6 protein-coding genes are annotated in these 9002 nt (G+C 74.1%); 5 read left to right on the forward strand and 1 reads right to left on the reverse strand.

The features are described from left to right. Nucleotides 1-285: 285 nt before the first annotated feature. On the reverse strand, nt 286-1437 hold the full coding sequence (locus ACFU99_RS22110; RefSeq protein WP_384394555.1) for a nucleotide disphospho-sugar-binding domain-containing protein: 1152 nt from the start codon (nt 1435-1437) through the stop codon (nt 286-288). 155 nt (nt 1438-1592) lie between these two features. Here ACFU99_RS22110 and ACFU99_RS22115 point away from each other — a divergent pair, with 155 nt between their 5' ends. The 5 genes from ACFU99_RS22115 to ACFU99_RS22135 are packed head-to-tail and all read left to right on the forward strand — an operon-like array spanning nt 1593 to nt 8986. Next, a complete protein-coding gene (locus ACFU99_RS22115; protein WP_384394545.1) occupies nt 1593-5291 on the forward strand; it encodes an ABC transporter ATP-binding protein in 3699 nt (1232 codons plus the stop codon). 7 nt (nt 5292-5298) lie between these two features. Continuing rightward, a complete protein-coding gene (locus tag ACFU99_RS22120; protein WP_384394547.1) occupies nt 5299-6366 on the forward strand; it encodes a glucose-1-phosphate thymidylyltransferase in 1068 nt (355 codons plus the stop codon). Between the two features lie 48 nt (nt 6367-6414). Beyond that, nucleotides 6415-7467 (forward strand): dTDP-glucose 4,6-dehydratase, encoded by a 1053-nt coding sequence (rfbB, locus tag ACFU99_RS22125; protein ID WP_384394549.1) that lies wholly within the window; start codon nt 6415-6417, stop codon nt 7465-7467. Then, nucleotides 7464-8378: a dTDP-4-dehydrorhamnose reductase gene (gene rfbD, locus ACFU99_RS22130; RefSeq protein ID WP_384394551.1), complete on the forward strand. Its 915-nt coding sequence runs from the start codon at nt 7464-7466 to the stop codon at nt 8376-8378. The genes rfbB and rfbD overlap by 4 nt, the downstream gene beginning before the upstream one ends. Further along, complete coding sequence (locus ACFU99_RS22135; protein ID WP_384394553.1) at nt 8366-8986, forward strand: dTDP-4-dehydrorhamnose 3,5-epimerase family protein; 621 nt, start codon at nt 8366-8368, stop codon at nt 8984-8986. The genes rfbD and ACFU99_RS22135 overlap by 13 nt, the downstream gene beginning before the upstream one ends. Nucleotides 8987-9002 lie beyond the last annotated feature (16 nt).

Raw genomic sequence — 9002 nt, forward strand, 5'->3', positions numbered from 1 at the left:
GAGCCGGACCGCCGCCGGTCGGACCGCTGCCGGTCGGACCCGCACCCGCCGGCCTGGAGCCCATCGGGCCGGCCCCCGCCACACCGGAGTCGGCCACCGAGCCGAAGCCGACACGGCCCGAGCCCCCGACCCCGGAGCCGAGCTCTGACCCGTCAGCGGAGTCCGAGCCGACTGAACCGGCCACCGGGCCGAGCCCGCCCCCGGAACCGAGCCCGACCCCCGCCGGAGCCAGGCCGCCCCCCGACGCCCAGTCGCCTCCCCCCAACACCCGGCCATACCCGCCCGTCATCGATGCCTGCCCTGTGTCAGTGCCAGCTCCACCAGCCGGGCCGCCGTCTCCGACGGGCTCGGCATGGCGGCCATTTCTTCCGCCGTCTCGCGCGCGGCGGTGCGCAGGCCGTCGTCTTCCAGGAGGCGCTGGATCAGTTCCTTGTCCGGGCCGGCGGAGCCGTCGGCGCCGGGGATGAGGCCGCAGCCGCGGGTGCGTACGGCGGCGGCGTTGGCCGGGCGGTCGGCGCCCTCGCCGAGGACGATCTGCGGGAGGCCGGAGTCGAGGGCGGTGAGGGTGGTGCCCGCGCCGCCGTGGTGGATGACGGCGTCGCTGCCGGCGAGGAGCGCGCCGAGCGGTATCCAGTCCACGGGGCGTACGTTCTCGGGGAGCGGGCCGAGCGCGCCGAGGTCGGCGCCGCCGAGGGCGAGGACGAACTCGGCGTCGGTGGCGCGGGCCGCGTCGATCACCCACTGGAGGGGCGAGACGCCGTCGACGACGGGGCGCACCGTGCCGAGGGTGACGGCGATCCGCGGGCGTTCGCGGTTCTCGAAGAGCCAGTGCGGGAGGGAACTGCCGCCGTTGTAGGGGACGTAGCGCATCGGGCGCGTCCGGGGTTCGGCGGCGACGCTCATGCTGGGCGGGGTGACGTCCAGCCAGGCGGCGATGGGGTCGGGGCCGTCGAGGCCGTGCCGGGCGTAGCCGTCGGCGAGGGCGTTGTTCATCATGCCGACGTGGCGTCCGGTGTGGCCGAAGCCGACGGCGTGCAGGACGGAGGGGACGCCGAGCCGGGCGGCGACGAGCTGGCCGACGACGCCGTTGGGGGTATGCACGACGAGGTCGGGGCGCCACTGGCGGGCGACGTCGACCATGGTGTCGGCCATTTCGTCGCTGAAGAAGGAGAAGCCCTTCCCCTTGGGCGGTTCGCCCTGCTCGCCGGGGGCCGGCGGTTTGCGGTCGCGACGCTTCTCCATGTCCGCGTAGAGGGCATCGGGGTCGATGCCCGGCGCGCAGTCGACGACCGGGAGGCCGGCGTGCGCGGCGTGTCCGGCGGCCTTTCCACAGGTGCCCACGACGACGTCGTGGCCCGCGGCCCGGAACGCCTGGGCGAGCGGAACCATGGGATAGAGGAGCCCGAAGAAGGGCGGTCCGGCGAACAGGACACGCATCGACAACCTGCTTTCCTCCCCGACGCACCGTCATATGGCCTGCTGGGACGGGGGAATGCCGTCCCGGGGCGCATATCGGCGCGCATGGGGTGAGTGTGGCCGAGGTCACACGGAGAACGTGGCGACCTTTACTTAGGTAAGCCTAAGCTAATCACGTGCCCAGCAGCTCAACAACATCCCCCGGCTGGATACGCAGGCTCGGCGCCGCGTGCCGCCACCACCCTCGACTTCTTCTCGCAGTAGCACTGAGTTCCGTTCTGGGAACGGGACTTGAGGCCATCGGCCCACTCCTCGCCCGGCTCGGCGTCAACGACGCCGTCGCCGGGAACACCGGCCGCATCGGCTGGCTGGCGGCGGCGCTCACCGCGCTCGCCCTCGTCCAGTTCGGCGCGGAGTTCACCCGCCGGTACGCCGCCGGCAAGCTCGCCCTGGGCGTCCAGCACCAGCTGCGCACCGAGGTCTTCTCCTCCGTGCAGCGGCTCGACGGGGTCAAACAGGACGCGCTGCGCACCGGCCAGGTCGTCTCCCGGGCCAACAGCGACCTCCAGCAAGTGCAGATGATGCTCGGCATGCTGCCCATTCCGCTGGGCACCAGCGCGCTCTTCCTCGTCGCGGTCGGCGCGATGCTCTGGCTCTCCCCGCTGCTCACCCTCGTCGCGCTGACCGTCGTCCCCGCCACCGCCTGGGTCGCCGCCCGCAGCCGCGCCCGGCTCGTACCGGCGACGCGCGCCGCGCAGGCGGGCGCGGCCGAGATCGCCGAGCACGTCGAGGAGGCCGTCACCGGCGTCCGGGTCGTCAAGGGCTTCGGCCAGGAGGAGCGCGAGACCGACCGGCTCGCGCGCGCGGCCCGCGCCCTGTTCGGCCGCCGGGTGCGCGTCTCGCGCATCCAGGCCACCGCGACCGCCACCATGTCCGCGCTCCCCGCGCTCGGCCAGGTCGGGGTGCTCGCGCTCGGCGGCTGGCTGGCCCTGCGCGGCAGCATCGACCTCGGCACCTTCCTCGCCTTCGCCGCCTACCTCGCGCTGCTCGCCGGGCCCGCCCGCCTCTTCGCGAGCTTCCTCGTCACCGCGCAGCAGGCCCGCGCCGCCGCCGAGCGGGTCTACGAACTCGTCGACGCCCAGCCCGAGATCACCGAGGCGCCCGACGCCCGCGAGGTCCCGGCCGGGCCGGTGGGCGTCGAGCTGCGGGACGTACGGTTCGGGTACGCGCCCAGCGACCCGGTCCTGGACGGGGTCTCCCTCGCGGTTCGGCCCGGCGAGACGCTCGCGCTGGTCGGCCCGTCCGGCTCCGGCAAGTCCACCGTCTCCCTGCTCCTGGCCCGCTTCTACGACCCGCAGCACGGCTCCGTGCGCGTCGGCCCGCCCGACGCGAACGCCGACGCCCGCGAACTCACCCTGGCCTCCCTGCGCTCCACCATCGGCCTGGTCTTCGAGGAGCCGTTCCTCTTCTCCTGCTCGATCCGCGACAACATCGCCTACGGCCGCCCGGACGCCACCGACGAGCAGGTACGGGCCGCCGCCGAGGCCGCCGAGGCGCACGGCTTCATCTCCCGGCTGCCCGACGGCTACGCCACCGAGGTCGGCGAGCGCGGCCTGACCCTCTCCGGCGGCCAGCGCCAGCGCGTCGTGCTGGCCCGCGCGCTCCTCGCCGACCCGCGGGTCCTCGTCCTGGACGACGCCACCTCCGCCGTCGACGCCGTCACCGAGGCCGCCATCCAGGCGACGCTGCGGGCCGTCACCACCGACCGTACGACCCTGCTGATCGCACACCGCCGCTCCACGCTCGCCCTCGCCGACCGCATCGCCGTACTCGACGGCGGTCGCGTCGTGGACACCGGCACCGAGGCCGAGCTGACGGAGCGCTGCACGCTCTTCCGCGAACTCCTGGCGGGCCCCGGCGACTCCATCGACACGCCCATCGGCCCCGTCGCCGACCGCCCGGCGTCCGACGGCGTCACGCCGGAGCTGTGGCCCGAGCCGGACAGCGGCGATACCCCCGCGCCAAAGGACGAGCCCGCCGACGATCCGCGCCTCGACGAGACCGAACTCCGCTCCCCCGAGCCGAAGTTCCGCTTCGGGCGCCTGCTGCGGCCGGTGCGCGCGGCCCTGCTCCTCGGCCTCGCCCTGGTCGCCGCCGACTCCCTGGCCACCATCGCGCTGCCCCTGCTCGTACGGCACGGCCTGGACGCGGGCGTGGACGCCGGAGACGGCAGGGTGCTGGCGACCACCGCCCTCTTCGCGCTCCTCGTCGTCGCGGGCGGCTGGGTCGCGCTGAGCCTCCAGGCGCGCGTCACCCGGCGCGCCGGGGAGCGGGTGCTGTACGGGCTGCGCATCCGCACGTTCGCCCAACTCCAGCGGCTGGGACTGGACTTCTACGAGCGTGAGCGCGGCGGCCAGATCATGACGCGGATGGTCAACGACATCGACGCGCTGTCCGCGTTCCTCCAGACCAACCTGCTCACCGCCGTCGCGGCGCTCGCCACACTGTGCGCCGCCGTCGTCGCGATGCTCGTCGTGGACGTATCGCTCGCACTCACCGCGCTCGCCCTGCTGCCGCTGGTCGCCATCGCCACGGCCGTCTTCTGGCGGCTCTCCTCGGCCGCGTACACCGACGCCCGGCGGCGCATCGGCGAGGTCAACTCCAGCCTCCAGGAGAACGTCACCGGGCTGCGCGTCTCCCAGTCGCAGAACCGCGAGGGGCACACCGCCGAGGCGTTCGGCAAGCTCTCCGAGAGCTACCGCACCGCCCGGCTCAAGGCGCAGCGCTACGCCGCCGTCTACTTCCCGTGCATCAACCTCACCGCCGAACTCTCCAAGGCGCTGGTGCTGTTGGTGGGCGCGGGCTGGGTCGCGGACGGCTCGCTGAGCCCCGGCGTGCTCGTGGCCTTCATGCTCTATCTGGGCATGTTCTTCGCCCCCGTGCAGCAGCTGTCTCTCGCCTTCGACAGCTACCAGCAGGCGTCCGTCGGGCTGCGCCGCACCGTGGAGCTGCTGCGCGTACCGGCCTCCGTGCCGTCCGCCGAGGACCCCGCGCCCGTACCGGACCGGCTGCGCGGCGAGATCGAGCTGTGCGACGTCACCCACCGCTACCCGGGCGCGGACCGGCCCTCGCTGGAGGGCGTCAGCCTGCGCGTACGGCCCGGCGAGACGGTCGCGCTGGTCGGCGCGACGGGCGCGGGGAAGTCCACCGTCGTCAAGCTCCTCGCCCGCTTCTACGACGCGAGCGAGGGCCGGGTCCTGGTCGACGGCGCGGACATCAGGGCGTACGAGCCGTCCGCGTACCGCCGGCTGCTGGGCGTCGTGCCGCAGGAGGCCCACCTGTTCACCGGCGACATCGCCGCCAACGTCCGCTACGGGCGTCCGGAGGCGAGCGACGGCGAGGTGGAGGCCGCGGTGCGGGCGGTGGGCGCGCTGCCCGCCGTGGCCGCCCAGCCCTACGGATTCCGGCAGCCCGTCGGCGAGCGCGGCGCGAGCCTGTCCGCCGGACAGCGGCAGCTGATCGCGCTGGCCCGCGCCGAGCTGGTCGCCCCCGGCCTGCTGCTCCTGGACGAGGCGACGGCCGCGCTCGACCCGGCCACCGAGCAGACCGTGCTCGACGCCGGGGACCGGCTCGCCACCGGCCGTACGACCGTCGTGGTCGCGCACCGGCTCGCCACGGCCGCCCGCGCCGACCGGATCGTCGTCCTCGACGACGGCAAGGTCGCCGAACAGGGCACGCACGACGCGCTGTTGGCCGCCGAGGGCCCGTACGCCCGGCTGTGGCAGCACCAGACGGCGGCCGCCGAGACCACCGACGAATCCGCTCAACACCCCGAGAACGCCGAAACCGCGTCCGCCCCCGTCACCCAAGGATGACCCCCTCATGAAGGCACTAGTCCTCTCCGGAGGCACCGGCAGCAGGCTGCGCCCCATCACGCACACCGCGGCCAAGCAGCTCGTCCCCGTCGCCAACAAGCCCGTGCTCTTCTACGGCATCGAGTCGCTCGTCGCCGCCGGGATCACCGAGATCGGCATCGTCGTCGGCGAGACGGAGGCCGAGATCCGGGCGGCGGTCGGCGACGGCTCCCGCTTCGGGGCGCGCGTCAGCTACCTGCCGCAGGCGAGCCCGCTGGGCCTGGCGCACGCCGTGCTCATCGCCCGCGAATGGCTCGGCGACGACGACTTCGTGATGTACCTCGGCGACAACTTCGTCGTGGGCGGCATCACCGAGCTGGTCGAGGAGTTCCGCGAGGCCCGGCCCGACGCCCGCATTCTCCTCACCAAGGTCGACAACCCCAGCGCCTTCGGCGTCGCCGAACTCGACCCGGACGGCGCGGTGGTACGGCTGGAGGAGAAGCCCGGCGCGCCGCGCAGCGACCTCGCGCTGGTCGGCGTCTACCTCTTCACCCCGGCCGTGCACGAGGCCGTACGGTCCATCAAGCCGTCCGCGCGGGGGGAGTTGGAGATCACCGACGCCATCCAGTGGCTCATCGAGGACGGCCGTACGGTGCGCTCCACCGTCATCAGCGGCTACTGGAAGGACACCGGCAACGTCACCGACATGCTGGAGGTCAACCGGACCGTTCTCGAAGCCATGCCGCCCGCCGTGCTCGGCACGGTCGACGCCGACAGCGAACTCGTCGGCCGGGTACGGGTCGAGGCGGGCGCCAGCGTCGTGCGCTCCCGGATCGTGGGGCCCGCGGTCATCGGCGCGGACAGCGTCGTCCGCGACTCCTACATCGGCCCCTCCACCTCGGTCGCCGACGGCTGCCTGATCAGCGACAGCGAGGTGGAGTTCTCCATCGTGCTCGACGGCTCCCGCATCGAGGGCGTCGGCCGGATCGAGGGCTCCCTCATCGGCCGTACGGTCCGGGTGACGGGCGCCGCCCGCGCGCCGCGCGCCCACCGCCTCGTCCTCGGCGACCACAGCCAGGTCCAGATCACCTCCTGACGCCGCGCAGACCCGACCGCCTGACCGCTCATCACCTCCTGGACACCCATGAGAATCCTCGTCACCGGCGGGGCCGGCTTCATCGGCTCCCACTTCGTCCGCACCCTGCTCGGCCCGGAGGGGCCCGGCGGAGCGCTCGCCGTCACCGCCCTGGACTCCCTCACCTACGCCGGAAACCTCGCCAACCTCCGTATCGTGCAAGGAGATTCGCGCTTCACCTTCAGCCAGGGCGACATCCGCGACGCAGGGCTCGTCGACTCGCTCCTCGCCCGCCATGACATGGTCGTGCACTTCGCCGCCGAGTCCCATGTGGACCGGTCCATCGCGGGCGGGCAGGAGTTCGCGTCGACGAACGTGCTGGGCACTCAGGTGCTGCTGGAGTCGGCGGTGCGGCACCGCATCGCGCGCTTCGTGCACGTCTCCACCGACGAGGTGTACGGCTCGATCTCCGCCGGGTCCTGGTCCGAGGACCAGCCACTGGCACCCAACTCCCCCTATTCCGCGTCGAAGGCGGGCTCCGACCTGCTCGCGCTCGCCCACCACCGCACGCACGGGCTCGACGTTTCCGTGACGCGCTGCTCCAACAACTACGGGCCGTACCAGCACACCGAGAAGGTCATCCCGCTGTTCACGACCCGCCTCCTGGACGGCGGCAGCGTCCCGCTCTACGGCGACGGCGCGAACGTCCGCGACTGGCTGCACGTCGACGACCACTGCCGCGCGCTACGGCTCGTACTCGACGCGGGACGGCCCGGCGAGGTCTACAACATCGGCGGCGGCACGGAACTGAGCAACACTCAGCTCACCGAGCGGCTGCTGACCGCCTGCGGGGCCGACTGGGAGCGGGTCGAGCGGGTCGCCGACCGCAAGGGCCACGACCGGCGCTACTCCGTGGACTGGTCGAAGATCCGCACCGAGCTGGGCTACCGGCCGCGCCACTCCTTCGAAGACGGACTCGCCGAGACCGTCGACTGGTACCGCGCCAACCGGTCCTGGTGGGAGCCCGCCAAGGACGCCTCGGATGCCCCGAACGCCCCGGTCGCCCCGGTCGCCCCGCGAGCTGCCGCGCGGCCTGCCGGAGCGGGCGGTGAGAGCCGGTGACCCGCTGGCTGATCACCGGCGCCGGCGGGATGCTCGGCCGCGACCTGTGCCGGCTGCTGGCCGCCGAGGGCGCCTCGGCGCTCCCGCTGACCCGCCGCGACCTCGACCTCACCGACGAGCGGGCTGTCGGCTGCGCCCTGCACCGCGCCCGCCCGTCCGTCGTCGTCAACTGCGCGGCCTGGACGGACGTGGACGCGGCCGAGTCCGACGAGGAGCGGGCGCTGCGCGTCAACGGCGAGGCCGTGCGGGTCCTCGCCCGCGCCTGCGCGGCCACCGGCGCCCGGCTGCTGCATGTCTCCACCGACTACGTCTTCCCCGGCGACGCGGGCCCGCCCTACGGCGAGGACGCCGAGCCCGGCCCGCGCACCGCGTACGGGCGGACCAAACTGGCCGGCGAGCGCGCGGTCCTCGCGGAGCTGCCGCGCGCGGGCACGGTCGTACGCACCGCCTGGCTGTACGGGCCGTACGGCCGCAACTTCGTGCGCACCATGGCCGAGCGGGCCGCGGGCGACGGGCCGGTCAGCGTCGTCGACGACCAGTACGGCCAGCCCACCGCCACCAGGGACGTCGCGTGCCGCCTGCTCGATCTGGGCCGCGGCCCGCTGCGGCCCGGCGTCTTCCACGCCACCGCCGCCGGCCACACCACCTGGTACGGACTGGCCCGCGAGGTCTTCCGGCTGGCCGGCGCCGACCCCGACCGGGTGCGGCCCACCGACAGCGGTTCCCTGGGCCGGCCCGCGCCGCGCCCCGCGTGGAGCGTGCTGGGCCACGACCGGTGGACGGCCGCCGGGCTGCCGCGGCCCCGGCACTGGCGCGACGCGCTGCACGCCGAATTCGCCGCCGTCGCCGCCGGGACGGCGGGCATCGACGGAACCGAGAGAAACCGAGGAGGGGCCTCATGCGCCCGATGACCATCGAGGGCGCGTGGACGCGCGAACCGCACGTCCACCACGACGACCGGGGCAGCTTCCACGAGTGGTTCCGCGCCCCGGAGTTCACCGCCGCCGCGGGCCGCGCCCCGGTGCTCGCGCAGGCCAACTGCTCGCGGTCGCGGCGCGGCACGCTGCGCGGCGTGCACTTCGCGGACGTGCCGCCCGGCCAGGCCAAGTACGTCACCTGTGTGCGGGGCGCGATCCTGGACGTCGTGGTCGACCTGCGGGTCGGCTCGCCCACGTACCGCGCGTGGGAGGCGGTGCTGCTGGACGACGAGTCGCACCGCGCCGTCTACCTCTCCGAGGGGCTCGGCCACGCCTTCATGGCGCTCACCGACGACGCGACCGCGATCTATCTCTGCTCCACCGGCTACGCGCCGCAGCGCGAGCACGGCGTGCACCCGCTCGATCCGGAGCTCGGCATCGAGTGGCCGCGGGGCGTGGAGCCGCTGCTGTCGGAGAAGGACGCCGCCGCGCCGACGCTGGCGCGGGCGGAGCGGGAGGGGCTGCTGCCGTCGTACGAGGAGTGCCGCCGCTACCGGGCGGGCTCGGATGCGCGTACGGGCGCGGAGAGCGGCGCGGCGTGACCGCGACCCTCGCTGC

It is taken from the genome of Streptomyces sp. NPDC057654, assembly GCF_042800135.1.
Classification (GTDB): domain Bacteria; phylum Actinomycetota; class Actinomycetes; order Streptomycetales; family Streptomycetaceae; genus Streptomyces.

Excerpts from the sequence above, each read along its gene's own strand:
- ACFU99_RS22110 (WP_384394555.1), bottom strand. The coding sequence starts at position 1,437 with ATGCGTGTCCTGTTCGCCGGACCGCCCTTCTTCGGGCTCCTCTATCCC.
- ACFU99_RS22120 (WP_384394547.1), top strand. The coding sequence starts at position 5,299 with ATGAAGGCACTAGTCCTCTCCGGAGGCACCGGCAGCAGGCTGCGCCCC.
- rfbB (WP_384394549.1), top strand. The coding sequence starts at position 6,415 with ATGAGAATCCTCGTCACCGGCGGGGCCGGCTTCATCGGCTCCCACTTC.
- ACFU99_RS22135 (WP_384394553.1), top strand. The coding sequence starts at position 8,366 with ATGCGCCCGATGACCATCGAGGGCGCGTGGACGCGCGAACCGCACGTC.